The sequence below is a fragment of the Bradyrhizobium sp. DN3 genome (assembly GCF_041357655.1).
Classification (GTDB): domain Bacteria; phylum Pseudomonadota; class Alphaproteobacteria; order Rhizobiales; family Xanthobacteraceae; genus Bradyrhizobium.
The window spans coordinates 1-24358 of sequence record NZ_JAULLN010000050.1 but is presented as its reverse complement, the minus strand read 5'-3'; the positions used below and the strand labels follow the sequence as shown (position 1 = coordinate 24358).

Genomic DNA, 24358 nt, shown 5'->3' with positions numbered 1-24358 from the left:
GGAAGGTTGGGCTTGCGGTGATTGATGAGAGCTTCTGGCAGGCCGGTCTCTCGTTCTCATACATTGCGGTCGATGCTTTGGACGCCGAACTCCAGGCGTTTCCGGTCCGCAACAACGGACACGAGAAGAACAGCGACGACACCGCGCATTTGGCCGACCTGATCGAACGGTTAAAAATGGGAATCGCATTGGCGCAGGGGGCGCAAGTGTGCGGCGTCGCCAACTACGCACGTGAGGACGGCTATTTGACCAAGTCGGCACTCCTCGAGGCAGGCTTATTGCCGGGGGACAAGTTCGAAGAGGGCTCTGGCGGCGCCGCGGCGAAGCTGGAGTGGCGGCGCAAGCTTGAGGTCGATCTGACGCCCGAAAGCAGTGAAGAAACGGCCCAAGCTCGCGTCAAGGAATTCCGGTTCCTTGGACAGCTGGGCAAGCGCGCTGCGATGTGGCGCGCGGTTGAAGAGCTCCTCTCTGGTCCGGACGATGCGACAGGTCGGCTGCGCATCGTTATGAAGAACACCAAAGACGGCGCGGTGCTCTGCTTGCGCATCAACGGCCGTCGCGACATCCACGAACGGATCGCCGGGTTGCCGGTCATTGTGCTCGATGCGACCCTCCACTTGGAGATCCTCAAGTACTTCTTCCCGCGGATCGAGGTGGCGCTCGATCTCAAGGTTATGGCGCCCCACGAGCACATCACGCAAGTCATCGGGCTGCCGGTGGGCAAGAGTTCATTGTCAAAATTGGAGCTCGGAAAGCGGAGCACCGCAGAGGAGAAACGTGTCGGCAATAAGCGGGAGCGTTTGCTCAAGACGGTCCGCAAACTGGCTGCGGGCCGTCGCACGCTGCTGATTACGAACAAGGAGCTCGAGGAGCAATTCGACGAAACGGTGCCGAACATGGAGATCGCGCATTTCAACGCGGTTGAAGGCATCGACCGTTGGCGCGATGTGGAGTGTCTCGTCACCATTGGCAGACCGCTGCCGGCGCCGGAGGCGATCGAGCACATGGCCGCCGCGCTCACAGGCAAGCCGATAGCGCTGCGCTCGTTGCCGCCGAAGCGCCCTGGCGGCCGTCCGCAGTCGATGATCGAGCAGGAGCAAGCCGTTCGCCTCAAGAACGGCACCAGCGTGACGCTGACCGCCCGGGTCTTCGAGCAGCCCGAGGCCGAGCTGATCAGACGAGCCGTGACGGAGGCGGCGATCGTACAGGCCGTCGGCCGAGCCCGCGGCGTCAATCGGTCAGCCGCGAACCCGGTCGAGATCTGGATGATCCTGAGCGACACGGTGGTGCCGTTGGCGCTCGATGCCGTGGCTGAGTTCGCCGATCTGGAGCCGAACAAGATCGATGACATGATCGAGCGCGGCATCGTTCCGGCGTTCTCGGCCGATGCTGCGAAGCTCTATCCCGACCTCTGGCCGACGTCGCAGGCGGCCCGGAAGGCGTATAGCCGCGATGGGCTCGACGTGGAGCGCAATCGCCGGAGGAGTGTGACCGCTCCTGATAAAGACGACGGCACCGCGGCTCGCCCGAGGAGTGTGACAGGTCCTTATAAATATAGATTTATAAGGGAAAGTCACACTCCTCTGATCCGCTATCAACCCAAAGGCCCGGGGCAGAAATCGCGCATTGCGTTGATTGACGGCGCCAGCATCGCCGGCGCGCGGGCGCGGGTTGAGGCAGCGCTCGGTGAGCTGGCTTCCTTCGAGGTGCTCACGGGCGAGGGGCCAGCGCAGCCTGGGCTGCTTGGTTTCGTCTGAGGGATGCCGGGCAGCAATTTTCGACTTCAGTCAGCGCCTCAAAGCCAGTTGCGCTCTACCCAAGAACATTAAGCACTCGGACTGCCTCGCGAAATATCCGCGTGCGCCCGCTCATCGTTTCGCTCCGCAACTCTCCTGATCAGAGAGCGTTCAGATGCTTTCTATTTCAAGTAATCACAAAAAAATTTTGATGCTCACCAGCGCAACGCGCGAAACACACCCGCTCTGATTTGCCTCGCATTTTTTCCGCCATATAGGCGGAGGGTGCCCATGGTGGACATTTTTCGACCCAATTCGCGAACCCGAGTGAGCGCGCAACTGGCGGGCTTCTTGACCGCTCCTGCTCCCAAGGTATCTGTAGAACACTCTCGAAAAAGAGCGGCCCAACAGCAGTCGAACACATCCCTCTGAGCCCGCCGACAGCAACGCTGCTGCGGTGACCGGTGACCTGTGCTCATAAGCAGGAGGAATAACGCGATGGTGGCTGATGAAAGAGATCACGAAGAGGATCGGGCGAGTGGCCGGATTTGCGACCCCATGGTTGATCGGCTTCGCGCGTCCAAACGCAACGCTGAAGCAGCAGATAGGACGCGCGGAGCGCAGGCAGGTCGGTTATGGGCCCGAAACGACGCCGAATACGAATGCCTGAAACGACTGGCCGACGAAACCTGTGTTCGTTCGCAGCCGTTCGAAACTCTCCGCGCCGCAATCGATCCAAACGAGCAGATTGATTCTGGTGAGGTTCACGAGATTTGCTTCGGTGACGAGAACGACATCTCGAATGAATTCATCTTCGGTTTCATCGACGGCGCGGTAGAGGCGTTTGCGGAGGTCCGGCATGAGATCGACTGAGATCGTGCGGGAGCATTGGGAGCCAGTCACGAGCAGCGTGAAACATGGCGCAACCGGCTGGCCGTGAGAGGGATCATCAATTCTGAAGGCAACCCGTACCAGCAGTTTCAGCGTATCCATCTGAAACCCCAGAAGCTCGGCAAGATCGGTGTTTGGGAGGACTTCGTGTGGCCCGTAGTTTAGTTCGAAGGAGCCGTCGCCGGATCTCACATGTCACAGCACCTCACATCGTCTCACATCCAAGGAGAAGTGAGATTGCCTTATCTGGTCTCACAATCTCACTCACATCCGCCTCTCTTTAGAGAGGCGGTGGAGTGTGAGACCAAGGTGGGGGTGGATGCAGAAGAATATCTTTTGCGCGCGCCCGATGGTGGGCTGCGCGGTCAGGTCTAAGCACAAAGGAGCAAAACTATGGAAGTGAAAGCGGGTCCATCCGAGAACGAGATGCGCCGGATTTTCAACGAGCGCCCCGCGCTCAAATCCGCGAGCGACTTGCTGTTCCTGATTGAAGGGATTGCTGACGGGGGCTGGTATGTGGACGGGGAGCTCGACGAGATCGAGAAACGCTGGATGCTTATGCCGGCAGTGTTCTGGGAATACGCGATGATTATCGGTGAGGACCCCGACGATTTTGAAGACACACTGAAGCATTGCATCGGAACCTTTGAAGACATCCTCGCCGCGAAGCCCAAAGAACAGTTGCAAACTACGCCGGATAACCGGTCGTCGGTGGACAGCCATGACCCGCCCCCCACCACGGCGTAACGCTCCGCTTGGGTCCTTCCTGGCCCTCCGGCAATGCGGGTCGCACTTGCGCGTACGATATTTGTACTGTATTGTACAAAATTAAGGGTCAGAAGAAAAATGGCGACAATCGCTCAAGCGGCAGCGCACATCTGTTGCTCGCGGTCACAGTTCGATCAATATCTCGCCGAGGGCGTGATTACGCGCCAGCCGTCTGGCAAGTACGATCTCGACCAAGTGCGTCGCGAGGTTTTGGCGCACCTGCGCTCGATTGCTGCCGGTCGGGGAGGCGCGGCGGGCAACAAGCTCACCGAGGAGCGCACCCGGCTCGTCGCTGCGAAACGTCGCCGCGAGGAGCGCCAGGATGCTATCGAGGCCGGAGAAGTTGCGGAGCTGGAGCCCGTCCGGCGCTATCTCGAGCAAATCCTGTTGGGTATGCGCAACCGGCTCCTCAACTTGCCAGGTCAGACCGCCTGCATGCTCGCCATGCGTCCGCAGGAAGAATGTTTTGAGCTTGTGGACGATGCTGTTCGCGCAGCCCTCGAAGAAATTGCCGATCCGGCGTGGACTGCCGCACGTGTCGCCGCTGCGGGCGTCGAGAGCAAAGAACGTCAAACACAGGCGAATGAGTGTGGCTGTGAAGTCGAAGAAACGGATTCCAATTGAGAATAGTGAACTGACGGGATTTCGCGTCGGTGCGAACGGTGAAGTAGAAGTAATGACCGAAGCAGAAACTGAGGCCGCCGTCCAGAGAGCCATCCGCGAGGGCATTGCTGCCTCGGTCCGGCGATATAAGAAAAAGTTGCACTAGGCTGCACAACAGCCTTTTTTTGCGGCCTTCATGCCGCCGCGGCCCGCGAAGGCAAGGAGGAAATGACTGCGGCGCCTCAAAAGATCCCTATCGACGCGAATAGGGCGACCTCGATCACTTGGACGCGGTTCAGCAACTGATCCGAACCGACCAGAATCAAGACAGCAATTGCGGCCCCTTTGAACATTGTGGGCCTCTCCTCTGGAAAGACCGCCAACCGGGCTGGTCGATAGACATTTGAAATTGGATGCCGAGCATCGCGGCTTACGCAATGCTCAAATCCTGGCAGCAATTGGTGACCCAATCCTTAAAGCCGGGCGCGACGCGCGCGCCGGGTCAGCCGGGCGGCCGGATCTCCTTGAGCTCGAGAGTGATATGCTCGTGCGGGATCATGACCTGGCTGATCGTCTTGGTAGTGACGCGGATATAGAGCGCCATGGTGTCGAGCTTGGCGTGGCCGAGCAGCACCTGGATGACGCGGACGTCGATGTTCTGCTCCAAGAGCGGGTGGCGAAGCTGTGCCGCAAGGTGTGCAGCGAGACGCGCTTGTTGATCTCTGCCATCTGGTCGGCGGCGTGACAGGCGCGATTCAGCTGGCGCGTGGTCATCGGCTGCGCCAGATCGCGCCCCCGAAACAGCCAGCCCTGCGGCCGCGCTGCCTTCCACCAGGCGCGCAACAGGTCGAGCAGGATCGGCGAAAGCATGACGCCGCCCTTCCCCTGCTCGACGCGGATGATCATGCGCTTGCTGTCGATATCGGAGAGCTTGAGCGAGACCGCTTCGGCGGCGCGCAGGCCGGCGCCATAGGCTACGCTCAGCGCCGCCTTGTTTGAGCCCGGGCGCGGCGTCGAGCAGCCGCGCGAAACGTTCCGTGACATCAGGCGTTTTACTTTGCGTCGCCCCAGAAAGCCGAGGACCGCCCTATGGCCTACCACAAAGATATGATTGCAGCTCCTTCAAGGCAGACAGAGCCAAGCCTGCCCCCGATCGTCTCTGCGCAAGAATGGCAAGCGAATCTTCGCGAACTCGCGCGCCAGGAGAAGGCCGCCACAACCGCACGCCAAGCGCTGGCAGCCACTCGGCGACGGATGCCGATGACGCTTGTTGAGAAGGACTATCGCTTCCTTGGACCCAAAGGCGAGATGAGATTGCTGGATCTGTTCGCTGGTCGGCGACAGTTGATTATTTACCGTTTTTTCTACGAACCCGGCGTGGCGGACTGGCCAACGGGCGCATGTCGGGGCTGCTCGATGTTTGCCGACAGCATTACTCATCCTGCCCACTTGGCCGCGCGGGATACATCGCTCGCCTTCGTATCTCCCGCGCCACGGCACTTGATCGTCGCCTATCGCGAGCGGATGGGATGGACCGTCCCATGGTACACGCTCATCGGCGACGATTTCTCGCGCGATTTCGGCGTGCACGAGTCGGCGGGGATCAACCTGTTCCTGCACCATGACGGCAAGGCCTACCGCACCTATTTCCTCAATGGGCCCGAACTCCAGGCGGTTGGCCCGGTCTGGTCCCTGCTTGAGCTGACACCGTTCGGGCAGCAAGAGACCACCGAAGACTCGCCAGTCGGCTGGCCGCAAGGTGAGCCTCGCTCGTGGTATCGACTTCACGACGAATACGACGGGGCCAGAGAAGAAAGTGATTGATGTTTGCGCCGCCAGGCGTCGTTGAAAGATTGGTGACCGGGAAAATCCAAGGGCACCAGTACATAATGTCTGCTATTGTGAAGATGCTATGGGCGGGCGGCGAGCACTCGGTCCGATCCGGGCCATTTCGCAGCAGGCCGTCGAGACCAGGAGGGCCCGACCCGTGCCGTCCGGTGGCGCCGCGCGACTAAGAGGGATCCCTTGCATGGGGGCCAGCAGCCGAGCGCCGCTGATGCTCTCATAGAGGACTGTCATCTCCACAGTTCAAGCTCTCCGCTCTGTTGCGCCCGCTACGGCGCCAGCCCTCGGGCGGAGCCTGCTGGGCGACCAGGCATATACAGCAGGTGCGGCTGCAGCCGGGAGAGCAGACCGTCGCCGAGAACCGGTCCTAAAAGGGGCGAATATCTTCGCGGCGGCCTTCGACGCGATTCCAAAGTTTTTTTGAAGACTCAGTTTTTGGGAAATCCGCTCATACAGCCACATGCAGTTCTATTCCGAATTTCAGGCCGGACGCAGGACGCGGCCGTCCAAGCAAATAACCCTGAACCAGCGTCACCCCGGCGGCTCGCATCATGTCCAACTGCTGCTCAGTCTCTACGCCCTCGGCCGTCGTCGTCATCTGCAAGGCGCGAGCAAGGCCGATGATCGCGCTCACTATCGTCCTGCTTCCCTGATCGTTCTCGATATCCTGGACGAAGGTCCGATCGATCTTGATCTTGTTGAACGGGAACTTCTTCAGGTAGCTCAGGGACGAATAACCCGTGCCGAAGTCATCCAATGCGACGTGGATGCCCATGATCTGGAGCCCGTGCAGAAGCGCGACATACTCTGGCTCATCTTCGAGCAGGACCGACTCAGTCACCTCCGCCTCCAGCCGCTGAGGCGCCAAGCCCGCGTCGGCCAACGCGGCCGAAACAATCTCAGTTAGTCGTGGATCGCGAAATTGGACCGGCGAAAGATTGACGGCGACTTTCACATGGTCCGGCCACTCAACAGCATCGCGACAAGCTTGTCTGAGAACGAACTCGCCCAGTGGCGCGATCAGGCCGATTGATTCGGCCAACGGGATGAAGCGTCCGGGGGAAATAAATCCGAGCTTCGGGTGACGCCAACGCAGCAGAGCTTCGACACTCAAGATTTGGATATTCCGAGCCCGACGAATAATACGGTGCCCTCGAGAACTCCCGCGAGGGCGTCGTCCTCCTCGATAGCGATGGCCAAATCGCCCTATCCAATTCAAGGGCCGACGAATTCATTCATTGCTTGCCACAGCTTGTTCACCCCGGTTGGTTGCGGGGGGCTCGGGTATCAAGCGACGACAGCTCACCTGGACTCGCTCTTCGAGACAACCTCGGCGACGTTGATACCGTGGAGGGTGAAGCGCAGCTCCCGGACGGCAGTTGGTTGCGGGTCAGTCGCAGCCCGACCCAGGAGGGCGGGGTAATGCTTACCGGGTTGAAGCAGCAGAAGGCGGAGCTGCATGCGACGAATCTGAGACGGGATGCGGCGCTCACGCATATGTCGCAAGGACTCTGTCTCTATGACAGGGAGGGACGGTTGCAGGTCGTCAACCGTCGCTTCTGTGAGATCTTTGATATTTCGCCGGAGCTCGTGCGTCCAGGCATGACATTCGAAGATGTCTTCGGCCTGAGTGTTGCCGCCGGCAATCATGGCAGCCGGACTGTGGCCGATCTTCTGGCGGAAGGCGAGGAATTCCTGGCGCGCCGCAGGAGCGGCAACTACCTCCAGCAGCTCAGCGACGGACGCATCGTCTCGATCGCCCATCGCTCCACCTCCGACGGGGGCTGGCTGATCAGTTGTGAAGATGTGACTGAACAACAACGGGCGCAATCTCAAATCGCGTTCATGGCGCGCCAGCAGCGCTCCACCGCGAGCGGCGTCTCGGACGAGGGTCCAACTCCTTAGCCGCGCCAAGATTTTTCTTCGGCTGGTGCGGGCGTGGCAGCTTGAATGTCTGGATCTCAGTGCAATTTCCTCGGTCGCATTGACCGTGATCGAGCTAGCGCAGGCGGATGCATTGGCGAAAACCTATCAGGCGTTCATGGGCGCGATGGCCCAAAACCCCTTCATGCAGAAGGTGTGGGGCTTCGCGATCATTTCGCAATTGCTCGTGCTGCTCTGGCATCAGGTCGGGATCCCGGCCATCGTCGCGCTCGGGGTCATCACCCGCTATCCGTCGAGCGGTACCACGGTTGAGTGGGCTTATCCGCTCGTTGGCGCATTGATGGGCCTTGGCCCGATGGTGCTGCGCGCCGGCCCGGGAGCGGATCGTTCGCCAATCGGCTCAAGCCGCATCCTGGGGAAGGAGGCCGCCAACTGAGCAGGCCTAGTGCTCAATCGTCCGGTGTCTCGCGTCCTTTGGTGGTGAGCTGGTATCGATCGCCGTCCTTCATTAGCCAGCCGCCATCGACCATGCGAAGTGCAAAAGACTTGGTGCAAACCGGATGGCTGCCGCCGGGTATGTAAAGCATGTTGTTCAACTCGACGAGATAACCGTAGAGACGGGCCTGCCGCATCGCATTGCGCATTCCGCGTGAAACAACCAACATAACGCTTTCTCAAGCATAAGCCCGAGAGAACGTTCCTCTGTTGGGAGGGCCGGGTTTAGCTCGGGACAAGGGGCTCACGGTGCCGGAAGGTCGCTAGGTGGCGGTCCTCCTGCCACAGCTCAACATCATCGCTCACCGCGAGAGTCCAGGCACGCTGCTTGGCGTCCTTTCCATCCTTGCAGATCAGATCGACACGCGCTGTGATGTGTCCACCCGAGTCGAGAATATAGGCACGGTACTGGAGCATGGTCGACCCTCTCAGGATGATTGCCGTGACTTTGGAGATGCCAACCAGCTGCTAATCCGGACGGCTGTTTCGGCGCGCTCGCTCTTGCGCAGGAGAGCCTCGCGCTGTTCTCCGGGCGGCAATTCCATTGCTCGCTTTCGCGTCACGCGTGCGTGGTCTGCGAGACGCTCTTCCAGGGACGTTGTCTGTTTCCGGCGGCGCCGCACGGCTATCTGCCCGGTGATGGCTCATGCCCACCCGACAAAAACTGTCGGAACCGACGAGAGTTCCTAAGCTGGTACTGCCCCTGCGCAGGCGTCTACTTGGATGGGCGTGTCCCGGCTAAATTGAGCCGTCCCGACGGTCACAGCTCGCGCTCCATCGTCGGATGGCTGCGGTTCTTGACCTTGATCCAGAACTTTTGCCGGCCGCCGCGGTACGGCCGATCGCGATGCTTGGAAACCAGGCCCTCTAACCCCATTCGGCAGGCTGCCCGGAAGAGGTCCGGCCCGATCTCCCCGCCCTCGAAGGGCGCCACGGTAATCCCGTCCGGGCGCCGCGCTAGCAGGTGCTCCAAATTGGCCTTGCGCATGTGCAGGGACAGCGACCGCAGATCATCGCCGCCCATAGCGAGGATGTCGAAGGCGTAAAGCTGTACCTCGTGGTCATGGAGTGCAGCGCGTTAAAATCGGAGATGCCATCCAACCCGAGCACCACGGCCTCACCGTCTACGACGAAATGCTTCTGTCGGTTCTTTCGGCGATCCAGGGGTAGCGGTTCGTCCAGTCGCTACCGTTGCGCGAGAGCAGGCGCACGCGCTCGTTCTCCCGGATGACCAGCATCCGATAGCCGTCGTGCTTGACTTCATGAATCCAGTCCGGCCCGTTCGGGACCTGCTTGCCCGCAGTCGCTAGGCAGAGCTCGTATGCCATACGCATGGACGGAAGATAGGAGCCCGCCACGGATTTTACGAATCTGCTGAAGTTCCTGCAGGGAACAGTGCTCAGGCGTACAGACACCGCAATGAGCGGTGAGTAGCCTCCTTTCGCTTGGCCCTTGCTAGCCCGAGGGCTCAGCTTCCTCCAGCGGCCCCGGCCTCACCCTCGAGCGCCCCCCCGGCCGGGGCCGTCTTTGGGGTCGTTTTGCGATTTTCGCGCCTCGCTGTCTCAATCCACCTTTTGTCTTAGTGCAGAGGCGGTCGGCGGCGCGCATGATGGAGGCGTCTGCCTCGGGGCTGGCCTGAGCAGCGGACCTCTCGGCCCTGTGCTGCGGATTCGGTGCGGACCTCCAGGTGGCACAGGGCCGATTTGTCTGCTCAGTGGATCTCGCCTCGGCTCAGCAATCGCACATAGGTCCCGCTCTCGTGCAACTCGAGCCAGCCGCGTTCGACGGCATACCTGATGCCGGCGCCAAACTCCTCGCCGGTGGCCTTAAGCGTGTAGAGGAACGGAGCGTTGATCTTCTCGATATGGATGCGGCCGTCCTGAACCGGCTCGATGCCGGAGGCTAGTTCGACCAGCTTGCGGGCTGCGGCTTCCGGGTTGGCGAAGGGACGTTCGGCGGTAAGTTTCATGCGGCAGTCAGGCGGTGGGCAGTGCGGATATGAGAGTCGAGTGTGGGAGTGGTGACTACCTCGCCGCAGAAGCAACGCGCATCCCTTCCGGCCGCTGTGCGGGCAGCGGAAGCGCCAGATCGTGCATGCGATCTATCCAGGCTGTCCAGTCTCGCTGGCGGCGCCAGGCCTCGTAATCGGCCTCCGAGCGCGTGGCCGCTAACTCCTGCCACGCGGCCTCGAAGCCGGTACGGGCCGCGTCAAAGGTCTCGGCAATACCGTTGCGGTGCTCCCCGGGGGCGGTGCCGGGATAGAAGCCGCACGACCACCCCCACTGCGGAGCCGAGTTTGGCACGCCGGCGCGCCGGCCGATCACGCCCACTCGGACATCACCGAAATAGATCAGCCACGTTTCGGCGTGTGGGGCGTTTCGGTCTCGGCGGCGGGTGAGGGAGGGCATGCCGCCATCAAAGCGGCCTGCAGAGCCACGTCAAATTATCAATGTCTTGGGCGCTAGAACGGCGGCGAGCTACTGCGGGTCGTGGGTGTGGAGAAGCGTGATTGAAAGTCGCGCAGTGGCACGTTAGCCGGCCTTGCGCTTTTTCGCCGCCTTCTTTGCTGGCGCCTTGGCCGGCCGTGCCGCCGGCGGGCCTTTCCCGGAGGCGAGACTTTGGCGTAGCGCGTCCATCAGGTTGACGACGTTACCGGGCGCGGCCCTTTTCACCGCCGCGATCGGCAGACCCTTCTGCTTTTTGGCGAGCAGTTCGGCGAGCGCCGCTTCGTAATGGTCCTCAAATTTCTCAGGCTCGAAATGGCCGCTCTTCTGCTCGACGATGTGCTTTGCGAGGTCGAGCATATCCTTGGTGACCTTGACGTCCTGGATCTCATCAAAATATTCCGCCGCGTCGCGCACCTCATAGGGGTAGCGCAGCAGCATGCCGACGAGACCCTTGTTGCGGGCTTCCAGCGCAATGACGTGCTCGCGGTTGGTCAACACCACACGGGCAAGCGCGACCTTGTCGAGCGAGCGGATGGTCTCGCGGATCACGGCAAAGGCGTCATGGCCGACCTTGCCGTCAGGGACGATGTAATAGGGACGCACGAGATACAGGTCGTCGATCTCACTTCGCGGGACGAACTCGTCGATCTCGATGGTGCGGGTGGACTCCAGCGCGATGTTCTCGATCTCGTCCTTCGTGACCTCAAGATAGCGGTCCTTATCGACCGGATAGCCTTTGACGATATCCTCGTTGGAGACTTCGTCGCCGGTCTCGGCATCTACTTTGAGGTAGCGAATACGGTATCCAGTCTTTTTGTTGATCTGGTTGAAGCTGATCTTTTCGGATTCCGAGGTCGCGGGAAATAGCGCGATCGGACACGTCACCAGCGACAGCCTCAAAAACCCCTTCCAATTCGCGCGCGGGGCCATGAACGCAAACTCCACCTGTACCGATTAGGATCAATATAGGCGGAGGCCGCGGAAAGTGGAGTCAAACCCGGCGTTTACCGCATTCAGGGCAGGTATCGCCGATGCCGCACATCGCTTCCTCCAGCGCGGCCAGGCAGGCCTCCGGAGTGGCGCCAGGGAAGGGGGTCCTCCGAGCTTCCCCGCGCGCTCGGTTCCAGGCGTCGGGATCGGCGCGATCGACGCTATAGCCATGGTGCTGGCACGCCCTCACCACCTCTTGCTCGATCAGCGTGCCGAGTGCCCAGCCTTGCAACGTGCGATAGGCGGGGCGGGTGGCATTGAGCGGCAGCTTGCGTTGCCAATGGATCGGCATGGTCGCGTTCTCGAATCAACTACACCGCTCAACTATACCATCGAGGTCAACCTCGCCGCGCGAGCAGCCGAGTTATGCCCGCTCTTTGATCTGCGCACCGCCCAAGAAGGGGCGGACGTGCTGCGGACCGTTCGCGCTCGAATATTGGCGGTGTCGTCGCGGGTCGCGGCGCTGCTTGTTCCTATCTGGACTAGACGTGATGGAAATAGAGGCTGCGATGCGCGCCAACTTGCTAATGGTTCTCTTATTCCCGGATTAATGCGGATTGCGCGCTGCTTCTGGGGCGAGGTACTCAAAAATGTCTTTGACGCCGAGATGATCCTTGATGCGGCGGGCTTCCAATAGACGACACCAGGCGAGTAGCACGGATCGGTGCTGCTCCGGTTAACAGAACCTTACCTCGAACTCACAAATTACGTCCGCTTCGAGCCCGTTTTCTCAAGCCGCTTGCCGTATGAGAGGAGCAAGCCGGGGGGCAGGAGTGCGCGGAGCGAAACGAATGCATGTGACAATGCCAAGCACGATGCCGGCCAAGCGGCTGCTGGCGCTTGGCATCGGTCTCATATTGGGCTTCTCCGGTATCTGCGCGACCATCCTCTGGGAAATGGCGCAAAAGGATATTCAGCACGCGAAGGAGGCTGCGACCAATCTCGTGGCCAGCATCGCAAGCGAGATCGACCGCAACATCGAGATCTATGATCTGTCGCTCCAAGCCGTCGCCGACGGCGTGAAATTGCCCGAGATCAACCGCGTCAGTCCTGAGTTGCGGCAGGTCGTCCTGTTCGACCGGGCCGCCACGGCAAAGGATTTGGGTTCAATTCTGGTTCTGGACGCAACGGGCAATGTCAGGCTGGACTCCCGAACCCTCACGCCGCGTCCGACGAATTTTGCCAATCGCGATTTCTTTCGCGTGCATCAGGCGCGGCCGGATGCAGGGCTGTTCATCAGCGCACCGTGGGTCACGTCGGGTGGAGAATACCTCATCAGCCTGAGCCGGCGCATCAGCGGCCGCGACGGCTCCTTCGACGGCGTCGTCGCCGGGAGCATGCGGCTGAGCTATTTCCATAACCTGTTCAGGAAGCTGGATTTCGGCGCCCAGGGTTCTATGGCGCTGTTTAGCAGCGACGGAACGATCCTGATGCGTGCCCCCTTCGACATCACCAAGATCGGGCAGAGTATCAAGGACGCCCAGACCTTCAAATATTTCCCCGCGCACAGCTCCGGCTTCTATGCGACGAAGTCCATTGTTGACCACATCAGCCGCCTGTACGTCTTTCAGCAGGTCGGCACGCATCCCTTGCTGCTGGCGGAAGGCGTCGCGCTCAAGAGTATCTACGCAGATTGGTGGCAACAGCTGTGGTGGATCGGCCTTGTGGTGGCCGCGCTTGTCGCATTCTCGATCGCTCTGATGTTTTACCTGCTGGCGGCGCTGAAGCGCCGCGCTGCCGCGGAAAGCCAGCTCGCGGTCCTGGCCACAACCGACGCCTTGACGAGGCTCGGCAACCGACGCCGCTTTGATGATGCCCTGGCCGTCGAGTGGCGCCGGGCCACGCGCTCTCGCACGCCTGTCTCGCTGCTGATGATCGATGTCGATCACTTCAAGGCATACAACGACAGACACGGACACCAGGCTGGCGATGCCGTGCTTGCAACCGTCGCGCAATGTATTGCGAGCAGCACGAAACGCACATCCGATCTCGGTGCCCGCTATGGCGGGGAAGAGTTCTCCGTGCTGCTGCCCGGCGTCGGCAAGAGCGGGGCATTCGAAGTCGCTCGCCAGATCCGCGAGAAGCTGACGGTCCTGCGCCAAACGCAGGGCGAACTGCCGACGGTCAGCATTGGACTGGCGTGCATGGTCCCTGGCCAAGTCTACGTGCCGCATGATCTTATCAGGGCGGCGGACATAGCGCTTTACGCGGCCAAGCACGAGGGACGCGACCGCGTGATCGGCAGCCCGGGCGGGGATCTGATCGCAAGCGGGAAACGAGTAGCCTAGAACTGGATGAGATTAGGTTGAATCGATCTGGGATTCTTAAATCAGAGTCTCCCTGATTCACCATCCTGGCTGAAATGGAGGCCTTATGTAATGGTGTTGGGGTTAGCCTCCAAAGCCCAAGCCCTAAGATCTGTGTCTGATTGAGCTGGGGGCTCAGCCCTCAGGCGAACCGCGGCTTATCGCTCTGGTGTGCTCCTCTCGCCGCTGGCGAGGTTTGGCAGCGGAAGCCCACGACGCGCGAGAATTACAATGTAATGTCAATGACACATGAGTTCGCAATTTTACTCTGAATGGCGTGCCATTCAGAACAGCCCAACGAACTTGGAAACTCAGTACGTCTTAAGCACCATGAGCTCTCCGGCATCCGCCGATTCGAACATGCGAGAAATGGTTGACCGGACGCCCCCGCTCCACCGCTCATTCCCGGCTCGTTCATCAACCAGGGCGTATACGTCTTGGACAGAAAGGTGGTTGAATTGGCCAGCCTCGCTGAGTCCTTGCGCGAAAAATGGACCGCATCGCGAGTTTCCCCTTGCAGAGGCCGCCCTGGACCTCAACCAAGGCTCGGTTTCCATGGCTGCCGAGGCCGAAGACACCAGCCGCCAGTCCGACGTGACCCGCATCACTCTTGCGTCTGAGGCGACTGGACGAACCGCCTCGCGCGTGAGCAATGCATCAGATCGAATCAACGGTGAGGTTCGAATGCTGCGAGATGGAGTTCGGAGTTTCCTGCAACGTCTGCAGATCGCTGCACCAGGATCTTAACACGTCGCGATCAGGCCGGTGTGGCGGGGCCCCCAGCCCTGGGCCGCTTGCATGTGTCTCGCCTCGCGGACGTAAGGAATCGCAGCCTAAGGTAGGAGCAAACGGCTATCGAGCAGATGGTGTTGAGCACGGTCGGGCGTTGGAAGGCCGATGATGCTCCTGCCAACACCGACCGTCCATGTTGCCGTTCGCAGAGGCGACGACTCAGCTTGGCGTGAACGAACGACGAGGGCGATGGACATGGAGGCTTAGTCGCCTGCGTCGCTGGGCGGCGTACGATCAAGTCAGCACCTGACATTGGCTCGACGCGCCATACGCATCGAACTCGAACAGAATCCCATCAGGCCTATCAGTGCGAGGCTCGAGCCCGCATTTCGCTCTCTGCGACACGACGCCGCATCGCGTTCTGGTTGCGTAATACCATCGGGCACGACCAAATAATGGGCGAGTAAGAAACCCTTAATTATTCGAAGACAAGGATTGAACAATTTTAGATTGATTTGCGCAATGCATTCCCAGCATTGGGTCGGTGGAGACCACAATGTCAAACGTGCTAAATTTTACGAGGCCAAGCCGCGTATCTAAACAATCGTGTCCCAGTGGCGATCCGACGCTGTCGCCGCCGGATCGCCAACCATTCTCGCAGGTCGAAGTCTTGCGCATGAATGCAACGCTGGAAATTGCCGGCGCCATTACCCTGCTGGAAGCGAGTCACCTGCGAATACGAAAGATGGCAGCAGAGATCGCAAGTCCCTCAATCAAGGCAAAGCTGCAAGGTGATCTGAGGCTGATCGAGCAAATGCTCGAAATCGCCAAGTCGAAAGCGTCCACCATGTAGAATTTTTGTTTTCGTTCCAATTTGGAAAGTCATTGCAATGCTTACGAACGTCAAGATCGCCGGCCGCCTTATGATCGGCTTCGGCTTACTCCTAGTATTGACGGCCGCGATCGGCGGGTACTCAATCTATGCCTCCTACAACGCGAATGACGCTTTCGCGGTGGTGGTCAGACAAAAGAATCACGTCGTCGATGACGAGCGCATAGAAAAGCGTGTCTTCGAGGCACGCATGCACGTTTGGCTTGCTCTAGCGACCGATGACCAGTTGCATTGGGCAAAGGCCACCGACGCTTATAGGAAGGCGCTCGTACGACTCGATGAGCTCATTGCCGACACGAAGGACACCGCCCGCCTGATCCGGGCCAAGGAGCTGAAGGCGGCGGTCGAAGACAACCAAGCTAAGGCGCTCAGGCTGAGGGAGTTCAAGGGAAGAAATACCGCTCTGGATACCTCAGAGGCAAAGTCGGCAGTCAGTGCAGCTCTCGCGGCTGGGGCCAATATTGAAACCATTGCTGAGCCACTCGCCGAGGATTACGAGAAAGCGTCGCAAGCGACGGTATCGAGGGCGGAAGAGAATCTTGTCACAGCCATAAAGATGGCCTCGGTCCTCGGGATTCTGAGTCTGCTGATTGGTGTTGCGCTCTCGGTCGTTACCTCGCGGAGCATCAGCACCCCGATTCGAACGCTGACCGGTTCGATGTTGGAGCTTGCGAATGGAAATTTTGATGTTGTGCTTCCTGGTCTTGGTCGCCGAGACGAAATTGGTGCGATTGCAAGTGCGGTTGAACGCTTCAAGCTCAAGGCGGCCGAAAAGGCACGAGCCGAAGCCGAGGCCAAAGCCGACCAGGATCGCATGGCGGCCGAGCAGCGGAAGGCGGATATGCGCAAGCTCGCTGATCTGTTTGAAGCCGCCGTGGGCGAGATTGTCGAAACCGTCTCCTCTGCGTCCACTGAGCTCGAGGCCTCCGCCGGGTCGCTGACGAAAACCGCCGATTCGACCCAGCATCAATCCAGCGCAGCCGCATCAGCATCCGAGCAGGCCTCAGCGAGCGTGCAGTCGGTCGCTTCGGCCACCGAAGAAATGGCGGCTTCGGTCAACGAGATCAGCCGGCAGGTGCAAGAATCAGCACGCATTGCCGGTGCAGCGGTGCGCCAGGCGGAGGGCGCTGATGAACGAGTCCATTCGCTTTCGCAGGCCGCAAGCAAGATAGGAACGATCGTCGAGATCATCAATGCGATCGCCGGACAAACCAACCTTCTTGCCTTGAATGCGACGATTGAAGCGGCTCGGGCTGGAGAAGCTGGTCGCGGATTCGCGGTCGTTGCGTCAGAGGTAAAAACCCTGGCTGAACAGACGGCCAAGGCAACCAAGGAAATCAGCGATCAGATCGTCGGAATCCAGTCGTCCACGCGCGAGTCCGTTGCGAGCCTCAACGAGGTTAGCGGCGTCATTAAGCGGATTTCAGAAATTTGTGCCACCATCGCCGCAGCGGTCGAGGAGCAGGGCGCCGCCAACCACGAGATTACGCGCAACGTACAGCAGGCTGCGATTGGGGTTGCCGAGGTCGCCTCGAACATCGCCGAGGTGAACCGGGGCGCTGGCGAAACGGGCACTGCATCTACCCAGGTTCTTGCCGCGGCGAAATTGTTGTCTCAGGACAGCAGCCGTTTGAAGCTGGAAGTACAGAAATTTCTAGCTAACGTGCGGGCAGCTTAACCAGCAGCGAACATTGAAGCTTTTGGCTCGCAGGACTTTAGCCGAACCGTGCGAGTTTCGACCGCCCTTTACCAAAAATGCATCCAGCGCAGGAGAGAAGGTACTTTAGCAATGAGTGAAGTCATTCAACTAAAACTCAAGAGCCCAAGATCCGCCGACGACAGCATCGAGATAATCGCGACGCGATACCCGGATCTCGCTGATGCCATGGTCCATTTCGCTCGCATCAAGAGCCTCTCGAAGGAGATGTTAATCGTCGCGCTCAATCAGCTCGACGACGCAGCTCGCTCAACGCGAGAGAGAGCAACGTCTTCCTCAGAAACGTCTGCTCTGCACCAACTGGGCATGTTCTTGTCGATCCTCGCGCAGCTTCGCACTACCATCAATCGGCTGTGAGCGTGCGGTTATCGTGCCGACTTTCCTCGCATCGAGGAGCGAAAGGCCGGTCTTGGATGCGGTGAGATTGATCGTTCTCTACGCAGGGTCCGCTCAGCGGACTGAGCTGCTTCATCAGACTGCTTACGCAGTGGATCGTTGACCCAAGAAGGGCAGGGTCGGGGAGGACTTGATAACCGGATGGAGCCTCACAGTGCGCGCAATCGCCCAGGGAGGGAGAAGCGGTCAGATTGAATTGCTGGTGAACTATACGGCCGGGGATGGCTTTTTATTCCGTCAACGTGCGCTTGCTGCAATCAGGCGGGATTTGCAACTCAACGTGGCCGGCCTGACCGTTGCCCTTCTTCTCTCCGGGCTGTTCTCGTGGATGTTGGCACGCGGATCATCGGCCCAGTCGCAATTGCCTCCAAAGCGGCAATGAGCATTGCTGATGGTGACTTGAATACGGACGTTCCGAAGGGCAGCGTGATGAGCTGGGTACCCTCCTGAGCGGAATGGGGAGGATGCGAGACAACATCAAGGCGATGATGGATCGCCAGGCGGCCCAGCGGCGCTCGGCCCAGGCACGCCTGTCCAGGTGCCCTCGAGAAGTCCCGCGAGGGCGTCCTCCTCGATAGTGGCGATGGCCAGATCGCCCTATCCAATTCCAGAGCCAAGCGAATTCATTCATTGCTTGCCACAGCTCGTTCACCCCGGTTGGTTGCGGGGGGCGCGGGTATCAAGCGAGGACAACTCACCTTGACTCACTCTCCGAGGCAACTTTAGCGATGGCGAGCGTGGAGGGTGAAGCCCACTCCCGGACGGTAGGTGGCTGCGGGTCAGCCGCAGCCCGACCTGAGGGCGGGTTATGCTCGCCTACAGCGACATTACCGGTTTGAAGCAGCTTCCGACGCTGCACCCGACGATGATGCGATGGCCCACCAGTTCATAGGGCGCTCTTGTTGCGCTGGCAGCATCCAAACAGAGGGCTCTGCGGCCCGATCAGTTCATCCCGCTTGAAGAAATGGTCTCATTGCTCCGCTCGGGGAAAGGTCAGCGAAAGCGATCACGGGCGCCCTGGCGTCATCCCGTTGGTAGCGTCGCGCCGCTACCCCGCGAGCTCCCGTCCGCACCAGCCGCAACTCTGGCGTGGCTAAGGGAGGGGACGGCCTAGTGTGCTCTTTCAGGAGGTTGTCCATCTGGTCCTCGGCAATACAGGTCGATCACGTACAATTCACGCAAAAGTTGTCCTCGGTTTGTCGAGCAGCGTCAGGGAGTAACGATCGCTTAAAGGAAGATCGATACAAACTCTAGCACGAATGGGCACGGGGCTGACAGCAATTTGGTCCTGGTCCGGGGAGAGAGACGACTGCCCGAGATGCATTGGGGCCGGAGGGCGTCATTTTTTGATGTTTTCGGGGCATGTCATGTTTTCCAAGATCTCCATACGAACCAAGATTACCGCGGTCGTCGCCGGCCTCTTGCTGGCTCTGATCGCCACCGGCGCTTTCGCAGTCTGGAATATGCAGGTGATCAACGCAGCGGTCGTCGACATCCGGAGCAACTGGCTTCCGAGCGTCCGCGTGATCGGCGAGTTGCGCGCAACCACCATCACTTACCGCAACGCTGTGCGGCAGCATCTTTTGTTCGACCGTGCGCAGGACAAGGCGGACCTTGATAAGCGCATCGAGCCGATCGTTGAAAGGATGGCGCAGAACATTGCGGACTACGAGAAGCTAATCTCCGCTCCGCAGGAGCGTGCGCTCTTTGACGAATGGCACGGCCTCTGGAACGAGTACATGAGGGGCGCTCAGGAGGTGCTGCTTCTGTCGCGCGCTGCGGCTGGTCGTTTTCCTCAAGAGGCCAACGATCTCAACAGTAGGACCGTGAATCCCATTGGCCTCAATGCCGATAAGGTCCTGGCGAGTGCCATTGACCTCAACAACAAGGGCGCGGACGCTGCGGGAGCCGAGGCCGCGATCGCCTACAGTCGTGCGGTCAAGACCCTAGTGACGACAGTGACGATCGCCGGAATCCTCGGTGCCCTCGTTGCCTTCTTCGTGATGAGAACCGTATCGCAAGGCATCAAGGCAATCGTCTCGCCGATGCGGGCCCTCAGCGCCGGCGATCTGTCGGCAGAAGTAACCCATCAGGGCGAGCGCACCGAGATCGGCCAGATGGCCGATGCGTTGCAGGTGTTCAAGCAGGCGCTGATCGCCAAGAAGGATGCAGAGGAGGCGCGAGCCGAGCAGGAGCACCAGCAGGCCGAGCTCCGGAGCCGCGAGATGCATCGCCTTGCCGACCTGTTCGAAGGTGCGGTGGGCGAAATCGTTCAGACGGTCTCCTCTACGTCGAGCCAACTCGAGGCATCGGCGGGCACGCTGAGGGCGACGGCCGAGCGTACCCAAGATGTAGCGACCGGCGTCGCTGCCGCCTCCGAGGAGACGACGACCAATGTCCAGTCGGTGGCGTCCGCTTCCGAAGAGTTGGCCGCGTCGGTGGGAGAAGTCGGCCGGCAAGTGCAAGAATCCTCGCGCATCGCCACCGAGGCGGTGCAACAGGCCAGGGTCACGAATGAGCAGATCACCCGCCTGGCGCAAGCGGCCGTGCGAATTGGCGACGTCGTCGACCTTATCAACAGCATCGCAGCGCAAACCAATCTCCTAGCACTCAATGCGACGATCGAGGCCGCGCGCGCGGGTGATGCCGGTCGTGGCTTCGCGGTCGTGGCGAGCGAGGTCAAGGCGCTGGCTGAACAGACCGCGAAGGCCACCGAGGAGATCAGGTTGCAGGTCAGTGGTATGCAGGACGCCACCGGAAAATCGGTCGCGGCCATTGCCGATATCGGCGGTACTATTTCCAGAATGTCCGAAATCGCGACCGCCGTGGCTGTTGCAGTGGAGCAGCAGGGCGCGGCGACGGGCGAAATTGCCCGGAACATCCAGCAGGCGGCCCAGGGCACCGGCGACGTCAGCGTCGGCGTCGCCGACGTGCAACGCGGCGCAGCCGAGACGGGCAGCGCATCGGCTCAACTCCTGTCATCTGCCAGGCTTTTGTCGCGCGATTCGACACGTCTCAAGGACGAGGTCGCGCATTTCCTGCGCACTGTTCGCGCGTGATCGGTCTCGGTGCAGAAGCAGGTTCAGCTCCAACGGCTTGGCAGTTCCGGGGGACGCCCTGAGTTGCCGACCGGCTCCTCAGGTCTTGGCCCAACTCGGAGTGCGCCAGCCAGGCATCGACGGCGTGACGTGGCAGGCCTACGGAGAAAACCTCGAAGAGAAACTGACGGATCTGCACGACCGCATACACAAGGGCGGCTACCGCGCCCGCCCGGCCCGACGGACCTACATCCCGAAGGCGGACGGATCTCAGCGGCCGCTCGCCATCTTGTGTGTCGAGGACAAGATCGTCCAGCAGGCGGTCGCGACAGTTCTGGAAGCCATCTACGAGGAGGACTTCGTCCGTTTTTCCTATGGATTTCGACCGGGGCGCGGTCAGCACGATGCGCTGGACGCTCTTCACGTCGGCATTCTCAGGAAGCGAGTGAACTGGGTGCTGGATGCGGATATCCGGGGCTTTTACGATGCCATGGCCCACGCGTGGATCATCCGTTTCCTCGAGCACCGTATCGCGGATAAGCGCATCCTGCGCCTGATTGCGAAGTGGCTCAAGGTCGGCATCATTGAGGATGGACGCGTGACGCGCAGTCAGTGCGGCACTCCGCAAGGGGCGGTGATTTCACCGATCCTTGCCAACGCTTACCTGCACTACGCGTACGATCTGTGGGTCCACAGATGGCGCGAGACCAAGCGACCGGCGACATGATCGTCGTGCGCTTTGCCGATCATACGATCGTTGGCTTTGAGCACGAGCATGAGGCGAAGGACTTTCTGCAGGACCTGCACGAAAGACTGCGCTCGTTCGAACTGGCCTTGGACCCGGACAAGACCCGGCTGATCCGCTTCGGTCGCCACGCGGCCAAGCAACGTGAAAGACGTGGCGAAGGGAAGCCCGAAACGTTCGATTTCTTGGGCTTCACCCACTTCTGCACGCGATCACGCAAGTGGGGCTCTTTCGTCATCGGGCGCAAGACGATCAAGAAGCGCATGCGAGCCAAGCTCAAGGCGATCAAGATGGAGTTGCGCAAGCGTATGCACGACCCCGTCACGCAAACCGGAGCATGGGTGAAGCAGATGCTGCAAGGGCATCTGAACTACTTTGCCGTCTCGGGTAACCACCCGAGCACGTGGTGGTTCTGCAATCAGGTGCGGTGGCTCTGGCTGAAGACGCTTCGGCGACGGAGTCAGAAGGCCGATCTCTCCTGGGAGCGCTTCATCCGCCTCGTCGAACGCTTACACCCGCTGCCCTGTCACCGTTTCGACGCCAAAACCCGAGGGAGGAGCCCGGTGCGTTAGCAGCGCTCGCCGGGATCTGGGCGGGGGGCGAGGAGCAATCCTCGTCCCTACCGCGACCATCGAGGCACTAGTTTTGACCATGTTGTTTGTGCGACATTCTGGCCAACATGAAGGTCTTTTGAAAGGGCGTGGGACCTTATACACTTCTTTAGAGCTGCTTTTCGGGACGTGCCGACGTCTCCATTCGAGTGAAATGGCAGCGGGGAATGCCGTCGGCGGGCATCTCACCCTCAATAGATCCGACGTCCTTTTGTGCCGGTCTCCTCACCGAGCATTCAGCGTGCGGGCAGGCACGTGAAATGCTTCGTTTGATCGCAACGAGGAAGTGCCGCCCATGGCTGGAAAAAAACATCCCGAACCAGGCGATCCGGCGGCGGGCAATGGAATTTTGAGTCGCCGCGTCTTTCTTGAAGGCGCTCTCGTTTTCGGTGCGACCGGTGCGGGGCTGTCCGGCGGATCGGCAGAACAGCTTACGGTGCAGCCGTGGATGAAGGTGCCAGGTTCGGGTTTTGCGGGTTACGGCCAGCCCTCACCCTTCGAGAGCAAGGTCGTCAAAGTCTTTCCGCCGCCCCCTAACCCGCCCGGTGTCGGCGCGTCACGCACGCCGCTGCATATGCTCGACGGAATGATCACTCCATCCGGACTGCATTTCGAACGTAGCCATTCCGGCGCCCCAGAAATAGATCCCGATCAACACCGGCTGGTGATCCATGGACTTGTGAAGCGTCCGCTTGTGTTTACGGTCGAAGCGCTATCGCGCTATCCGATGCAATCGCGCATCGCTTTCATCGAGTGTGGCGGCAACAGCCTGGCGCTCAACGCGCCTCAGGTCCAGCCGCTCAATGTGGCGGCCATTCACGGCCTCATGGGTTGCTCGGAATGGACTGGCGTGCGGCTCTCCACGTTGCTCGACGAAGCCGGCATCGAACCCGAGGCGCGCTGGGTGATCGCCGAGGGCGCTGATGCTGCCGCCATGAGCCGTAGCATCCCACTCGCCAAGGCGATGGATGATGCGCTGCTCTGTCTCTATCAGAACGGCGAGCGCGTGCGGCCTTCGAATGGCTATCCGGTGCGGCTGCTGTTGCCTGGTTTTGAGGGCAACATGAATGTGAAGTGGCTGCGCCGCCTCAAGCTGACTACCGGCCCCGCCATGACCAAAGACGAAACATCGAAGTACACGATCCTGCTCAAGAACGAAAAGGCCTGGCAGTTCGTGTTTCCGATGGAAGTTAAATCCGTCATCACGCGGCCGTCGCCGGGGCTCGCCTTGAGGGGACCGGGATTCTACGAGATTTCCGGACTTGCCTGGTCGGGCAACGGCAACATCCGGCAGGTCGACGTGTCGGCTGACGGCGGACGAAGCTGGGCGCCGGCGGCTTTGCAGGGCCCGATCCTGCCAAAGGCCCCCGTGCGCTTCCGCGCAGCGTGGCAATGGAACGGCGGTCCCGCCGTGCTGCAGAGTCGCGCCACCGACGACACGGGCATGGTGCAGCCAACGCGCGCACAGTTCGCTGACGAGCGCGGCTTACGTGGGATTTATCACTACAACGCCATCGCAAGCTGGCGCATCGACGAGAAGGGAGAGGCCAGCAATGTTTACGCTTAAACCCATCGCAGCCTGCGCATCCATGCTGACGATCGTACCGGCGGCGCTGGCCCAAGTCCCGCAGTTCGGGCTACCGATCGCGCCCGCCGAGATTGCAGCGTGGGACATCAGCATCGGACCGGATGGCGCAGGTCTGCCGCCTGGTCGAGGTACCGCAATCGAGGGTGAGGCGATCTATGTAGCGAAGTGTCAGGTCTGTCACGGCGAGAAGGGCATCAATCCCAATGTCGCACTCGCTGGAGCGCTGGTGGGGGGTATGGGCACACTGGCGTCGGACAAGACACCGATAAAAACTGTGGGAAGTTACTGGCCCTACGCAACGACGCTGTTCGATTACACCCGTCGCGCAATGCCATTCCAGGAATCGAAATCGCTGACCGCGGACGAGGTCTACGCGGTATCGGCGTATATCCTCAATCTCAACGGCATCGTCGGATCGAGCGATGTGATGGATGCGCAGTCGCTGCCCAAGGTGAGAATGCCGAACCAGGACGGGTTCATCCCGTTCCCGCGCAATCCGAAGTAGCTTCGGGGCGACCTTGATCGGCTAGTGGCCCCTGACTGACCTCCGCCAGAGCGCTGGGATGTCCGCTTCGTAGAGGCGACCCGACCAATGTCATTGTGGCTACCAGGGCAGCCTTTGACCCTGGCTGTGTGAAAACGCTGCGCTTGATGTGATTCGCGCGATATGATTC

General features: G+C 60.4%; 27 protein-coding genes and 1 pseudogene. 18 read left to right on the top strand and 10 right to left on the bottom strand.

Going from position 1 to position 24358, the window contains the following annotated elements; all coding sequences use genetic code 11:
* Positions 1-149 precede the first annotated feature (149 nt).
* From AAE027_RS37840 to AAE027_RS37825, 4 genes are all read left to right on the top strand, one after another.
* A complete protein-coding gene (locus tag AAE027_RS37840; RefSeq protein ID WP_370990932.1) occupies positions 150-1757 on the top strand; it encodes a hypothetical protein in 1608 nt (535 codons plus the stop codon).
* Positions 1758-2234: 477 nt separating this feature from the next.
* Positions 2235-2609 carry a hypothetical protein gene (locus AAE027_RS37835; RefSeq protein ID WP_370990931.1) on the top strand — a complete coding sequence of 125 codons (375 nt, stop codon included), beginning with the start codon at positions 2235-2237 and terminating at the stop codon, positions 2607-2609.
* Between the two features lie 411 nt (positions 2610-3020).
* A complete protein-coding gene (locus AAE027_RS37830) occupies positions 3021-3374 on the top strand; it encodes a hypothetical protein (RefSeq protein WP_370990930.1) in 354 nt (117 codons plus the stop codon).
* Between the two features lie 99 nt (positions 3375-3473).
* Complete coding sequence (locus tag AAE027_RS37825) at positions 3474-4019, top strand: hypothetical protein (RefSeq protein WP_370990929.1); 546 nt, start codon at positions 3474-3476, stop codon at positions 4017-4019.
* 481 nt (positions 4020-4500) lie between these two features.
* Here AAE027_RS37825 and AAE027_RS37820 read toward each other — a convergent pair whose 3' ends face one another.
* Together AAE027_RS37820 and AAE027_RS37815 are read right to left on the bottom strand one after the other, a co-directional pair.
* Complete coding sequence (locus tag AAE027_RS37820; protein ID WP_370990946.1) at positions 4501-4665, bottom strand: hypothetical protein; 165 nt, start codon at positions 4663-4665, stop codon at positions 4501-4503.
* Positions 4666-4727: 62 nt separating this feature from the next.
* A pseudogene (locus AAE027_RS37815) lies at positions 4728-5042 on the bottom strand (tyrosine-type recombinase/integrase); the annotation flags it as partial.
* A 45-nt stretch (positions 5043-5087) separates the two neighbouring features.
* On the opposite strand from AAE027_RS37815, the gene AAE027_RS37810 reads away from it, so the two are divergent.
* Positions 5088-5822, top strand: coding sequence for a DUF899 family protein (locus tag AAE027_RS37810; protein WP_370990928.1), 735 nt, complete (start codon positions 5088-5090; stop codon positions 5820-5822).
* A gap of 469 nt (positions 5823-6291) precedes the next feature.
* On the opposite strand, the gene AAE027_RS37805 is transcribed toward AAE027_RS37810, so the two are convergent.
* Positions 6292-7062, bottom strand: a complete 771-nt coding sequence (locus tag AAE027_RS37805) for a putative bifunctional diguanylate cyclase/phosphodiesterase (RefSeq protein ID WP_283806582.1) — start codon at positions 7060-7062, stop codon at positions 6292-6294.
* A 203-nt stretch (positions 7063-7265) separates the two neighbouring features.
* On the opposite strand from AAE027_RS37805, the gene AAE027_RS37800 reads away from it, so the two are divergent.
* Positions 7266-7748 (top strand): PAS domain-containing protein, encoded by a 483-nt coding sequence (locus AAE027_RS37800; protein ID WP_370990927.1) that lies wholly within the window; start codon positions 7266-7268, stop codon positions 7746-7748.
* 79 nt (positions 7749-7827) lie between these two features.
* The gene (locus tag AAE027_RS37795; protein WP_370990926.1) at positions 7828-8163 is read left to right on the top strand and encodes a hypothetical protein; all 336 of its coding nucleotides are present in this window, start codon (positions 7828-7830) and stop codon (positions 8161-8163) included.
* 13 nt (positions 8164-8176) lie between these two features.
* On the opposite strand, the gene AAE027_RS37790 is transcribed toward AAE027_RS37795, so the two are convergent.
* The 7 genes from AAE027_RS37790 to AAE027_RS37760 form a co-directional block, all read right to left on the bottom strand.
* Positions 8177-8392 (bottom strand): hypothetical protein, encoded by a 216-nt coding sequence (locus AAE027_RS37790; protein WP_091897042.1) that lies wholly within the window; start codon positions 8390-8392, stop codon positions 8177-8179.
* 590 nt (positions 8393-8982) lie between these two features.
* On the bottom strand, positions 8983-9246 hold the full coding sequence (locus AAE027_RS37785; RefSeq protein WP_370990925.1) for a DNA ligase-like domain-containing protein: 264 nt from the start codon (positions 9244-9246) through the stop codon (positions 8983-8985).
* Between the two features lie 100 nt (positions 9247-9346).
* On the bottom strand, positions 9347-9580 hold the full coding sequence (locus tag AAE027_RS37780; protein ID WP_370990924.1) for an ATP-dependent DNA ligase: 234 nt from the start codon (positions 9578-9580) through the stop codon (positions 9347-9349).
* A 353-nt stretch (positions 9581-9933) separates the two neighbouring features.
* On the bottom strand, positions 9934-10191 hold the full coding sequence (locus AAE027_RS37775) for a hypothetical protein (protein WP_370990923.1): 258 nt from the start codon (positions 10189-10191) through the stop codon (positions 9934-9936).
* A gap of 55 nt (positions 10192-10246) precedes the next feature.
* A complete protein-coding gene (locus AAE027_RS37770; protein WP_370990922.1) occupies positions 10247-10630 on the bottom strand; it encodes a hypothetical protein in 384 nt (127 codons plus the stop codon).
* A gap of 123 nt (positions 10631-10753) precedes the next feature.
* Positions 10754-11599 (bottom strand): non-homologous end joining protein Ku, encoded by an 846-nt coding sequence (gene ku, locus AAE027_RS37765; RefSeq protein ID WP_370990921.1) that lies wholly within the window; start codon positions 11597-11599, stop codon positions 10754-10756.
* A 61-nt stretch (positions 11600-11660) separates the two neighbouring features.
* A complete protein-coding gene (locus AAE027_RS37760) occupies positions 11661-11951 on the bottom strand; it encodes a hypothetical protein (RefSeq protein WP_370990920.1) in 291 nt (96 codons plus the stop codon).
* Here AAE027_RS37760 and AAE027_RS37755 point away from each other — a divergent pair.
* From AAE027_RS37755 to AAE027_RS37705, 11 genes are all read left to right on the top strand, one after another.
* Positions 11940-12296 carry a hypothetical protein gene (locus tag AAE027_RS37755; protein WP_143035642.1) on the top strand — a complete coding sequence of 119 codons (357 nt, stop codon included), beginning with the start codon at positions 11940-11942 and terminating at the stop codon, positions 12294-12296. The two genes, AAE027_RS37760 and AAE027_RS37755, sit on opposite strands and share 12 nt — an antisense overlap.
* Positions 12297-12450: 154 nt before the next feature.
* A complete protein-coding gene (locus AAE027_RS37750; protein ID WP_370990919.1) occupies positions 12451-13947 on the top strand; it encodes a diguanylate cyclase in 1497 nt (498 codons plus the stop codon).
* A 1306-nt stretch (positions 13948-15253) separates the two neighbouring features.
* Positions 15254-15550: a hypothetical protein gene (locus AAE027_RS37745; protein ID WP_143035644.1), complete on the top strand. Its 297-nt coding sequence runs from the start codon at positions 15254-15256 to the stop codon at positions 15548-15550.
* A 37-nt stretch (positions 15551-15587) separates the two neighbouring features.
* Entirely contained in the window at positions 15588-17267 is a 1680-nt protein-coding gene (locus AAE027_RS37740; RefSeq protein ID WP_091897068.1) for a methyl-accepting chemotaxis protein, read from the top strand.
* Positions 17268-17378: 111 nt separating this feature from the next.
* Positions 17379-17663, top strand: a complete 285-nt coding sequence (locus AAE027_RS37735) for a hypothetical protein (RefSeq protein WP_091897071.1) — start codon at positions 17379-17381, stop codon at positions 17661-17663.
* 193 nt (positions 17664-17856) lie between these two features.
* The gene (locus tag AAE027_RS37730; protein WP_370990918.1) at positions 17857-18084 is read left to right on the top strand and encodes a hypothetical protein; all 228 of its coding nucleotides are present in this window, start codon (positions 17857-17859) and stop codon (positions 18082-18084) included.
* 985 nt (positions 18085-19069) lie between these two features.
* The gene (locus tag AAE027_RS37725) at positions 19070-20761 is read left to right on the top strand and encodes a methyl-accepting chemotaxis protein (RefSeq protein WP_091897074.1); all 1692 of its coding nucleotides are present in this window, start codon (positions 19070-19072) and stop codon (positions 20759-20761) included.
* A gap of 124 nt (positions 20762-20885) precedes the next feature.
* On the top strand, positions 20886-21467 hold the full coding sequence (locus tag AAE027_RS37720) for a reverse transcriptase domain-containing protein (protein WP_210187841.1): 582 nt from the start codon (positions 20886-20888) through the stop codon (positions 21465-21467).
* A complete protein-coding gene (locus AAE027_RS37715; RefSeq protein WP_210187842.1) occupies positions 21464-22057 on the top strand; it encodes an RNA-dependent RNA polymerase family protein in 594 nt (197 codons plus the stop codon). Before AAE027_RS37720 ends, AAE027_RS37715 begins: the two co-directional genes overlap by 4 nt.
* Positions 22058-22391: 334 nt before the next feature.
* Positions 22392-23663 carry a sulfite dehydrogenase gene (gene soxC, locus AAE027_RS37710; RefSeq protein WP_091897077.1) on the top strand — a complete coding sequence of 424 codons (1272 nt, stop codon included), beginning with the start codon at positions 22392-22394 and terminating at the stop codon, positions 23661-23663.
* A complete protein-coding gene (locus AAE027_RS37705; RefSeq protein ID WP_370990916.1) occupies positions 23650-24189 on the top strand; it encodes a c-type cytochrome in 540 nt (179 codons plus the stop codon). The genes soxC and AAE027_RS37705 overlap by 14 nt, the downstream gene beginning before the upstream one ends.
* The last annotated feature ends 169 nt before the right edge of the window (positions 24190-24358 follow it).

What these genes read in the sequence shown, in the direction of transcription:
- AAE027_RS37770 (WP_370990922.1), bottom strand. Translation starts at nt 10,630, where the DNA reads ATGCCCTCCCTCACCCGCCGCCGAGACCGAAACGCCCCACACGCCGAA.
- AAE027_RS37785 (WP_370990925.1), bottom strand. Translation starts at nt 9,246, where the DNA reads ATGGGCGGCGATGATCTGCGGTCGCTGTCCCTGCACATGCGCAAGGCC.
- AAE027_RS37755 (WP_143035642.1), top strand. Translation starts at nt 11,940, where the DNA reads ATGGATCGGCATGGTCGCGTTCTCGAATCAACTACACCGCTCAACTAT.
- AAE027_RS37835 (WP_370990931.1), top strand. Translation starts at nt 2,235, where the DNA reads ATGGTGGCTGATGAAAGAGATCACGAAGAGGATCGGGCGAGTGGCCGG.
- AAE027_RS37725 (WP_091897074.1), top strand. Translation starts at nt 19,070, where the DNA reads ATGTTTTCCAAGATCTCCATACGAACCAAGATTACCGCGGTCGTCGCC.
- AAE027_RS37750 (WP_370990919.1), top strand. Translation starts at nt 12,451, where the DNA reads ATGCATGTGACAATGCCAAGCACGATGCCGGCCAAGCGGCTGCTGGCG.
- AAE027_RS37745 (WP_143035644.1), top strand. Translation starts at nt 15,254, where the DNA reads ATGTCAAACGTGCTAAATTTTACGAGGCCAAGCCGCGTATCTAAACAA.
- AAE027_RS37825 (WP_370990929.1), top strand. Translation starts at nt 3,474, where the DNA reads ATGGCGACAATCGCTCAAGCGGCAGCGCACATCTGTTGCTCGCGGTCA.
- soxC (WP_091897077.1), top strand. Translation starts at nt 22,392, where the DNA reads ATGGCTGGAAAAAAACATCCCGAACCAGGCGATCCGGCGGCGGGCAAT.
- AAE027_RS37735 (WP_091897071.1), top strand. Translation starts at nt 17,379, where the DNA reads ATGAGTGAAGTCATTCAACTAAAACTCAAGAGCCCAAGATCCGCCGAC.
- AAE027_RS37705 (WP_370990916.1), top strand. Translation starts at nt 23,650, where the DNA reads ATGTTTACGCTTAAACCCATCGCAGCCTGCGCATCCATGCTGACGATC.
- AAE027_RS37830 (WP_370990930.1), top strand. Translation starts at nt 3,021, where the DNA reads ATGGAAGTGAAAGCGGGTCCATCCGAGAACGAGATGCGCCGGATTTTC.
- AAE027_RS37775 (WP_370990923.1), bottom strand. Translation starts at nt 10,191, where the DNA reads ATGAAACTTACCGCCGAACGTCCCTTCGCCAACCCGGAAGCCGCAGCC.
- AAE027_RS37810 (WP_370990928.1), top strand. Translation starts at nt 5,088, where the DNA reads ATGGCCTACCACAAAGATATGATTGCAGCTCCTTCAAGGCAGACAGAG.
- AAE027_RS37790 (WP_091897042.1), bottom strand. Translation starts at nt 8,392, where the DNA reads ATGTTGGTTGTTTCACGCGGAATGCGCAATGCGATGCGGCAGGCCCGT.
- AAE027_RS37760 (WP_370990920.1), bottom strand. Translation starts at nt 11,951, where the DNA reads ATGCCGATCCATTGGCAACGCAAGCTGCCGCTCAATGCCACCCGCCCC.
- AAE027_RS37800 (WP_370990927.1), top strand. Translation starts at nt 7,266, where the DNA reads ATGCTTACCGGGTTGAAGCAGCAGAAGGCGGAGCTGCATGCGACGAAT.
- AAE027_RS37740 (WP_091897068.1), top strand. Translation starts at nt 15,588, where the DNA reads ATGCTTACGAACGTCAAGATCGCCGGCCGCCTTATGATCGGCTTCGGC.
- ku (WP_370990921.1), bottom strand. Translation starts at nt 11,599, where the DNA reads ATGGCCCCGCGCGCGAATTGGAAGGGGTTTTTGAGGCTGTCGCTGGTG.
- AAE027_RS37715 (WP_210187842.1), top strand. Translation starts at nt 21,464, where the DNA reads ATGATCGTCGTGCGCTTTGCCGATCATACGATCGTTGGCTTTGAGCAC.